The organism is Staphylococcus sp. EG-SA-2, assembly GCF_017152085.1.
This window is the reverse complement of sequence record NZ_JACYHC010000256.1, coordinates 1-483: the sequence shown is the minus strand read 5'-3', so window position 1 is coordinate 483 and position 483 is coordinate 1. Positions and strand designations below refer to the sequence as shown.

The 483-nt window shown below is 33.7% G+C and carries 1 pseudogene; it reads left to right on the top strand.

What is annotated here, in order from left to right:
• A pseudogene (locus IDG60_RS02515) lies at positions 1–143 on the top strand (histidinol-phosphate transaminase); the annotation flags it as partial.
• Positions 144–483: the final 340 nt, after the last annotated feature.

Here is a 483-nt window from a genome sequence, read left to right as displayed (position 1 = left end):
AGCGGGTAAATGAACTTTATGAAGCACTTTTAAATGTAGGGTGTATTACGCGACCATTTCCAACTGGTGTTAGAATTACAATTGGTTTTAAAGAACAAAATGATAAAATGTTAGAAGTTTTATCAAATTTTAAATACGAATAGTAAGTGGGGAGTGGGACAGAAATGATATTTTCTCAAAATTTATTTCGTCGTCCCACCCCAACTTGCATTGCCTGTAGAATTTCTTTTCGAAATTCTCTGTGTTGGGGCCCCTGACTAGAATTGAAAAAAGCTTGTTACAAGCGCATTTTCGTTCAGTCAACTACTGCCAATATAACTTTGTAGAGCATTGAACATTGATTTATGTCTCAAGCTCAATGCAGTGTGAATGATGAGGTGAGAGTATTCAGTGTAAAAAGCAACAATAGATGATATTGTTTTGTATCAATTGCTTTTTTGCTATACTGAATCAATACTGATATTTTGAGGAGAAGATTAAAAT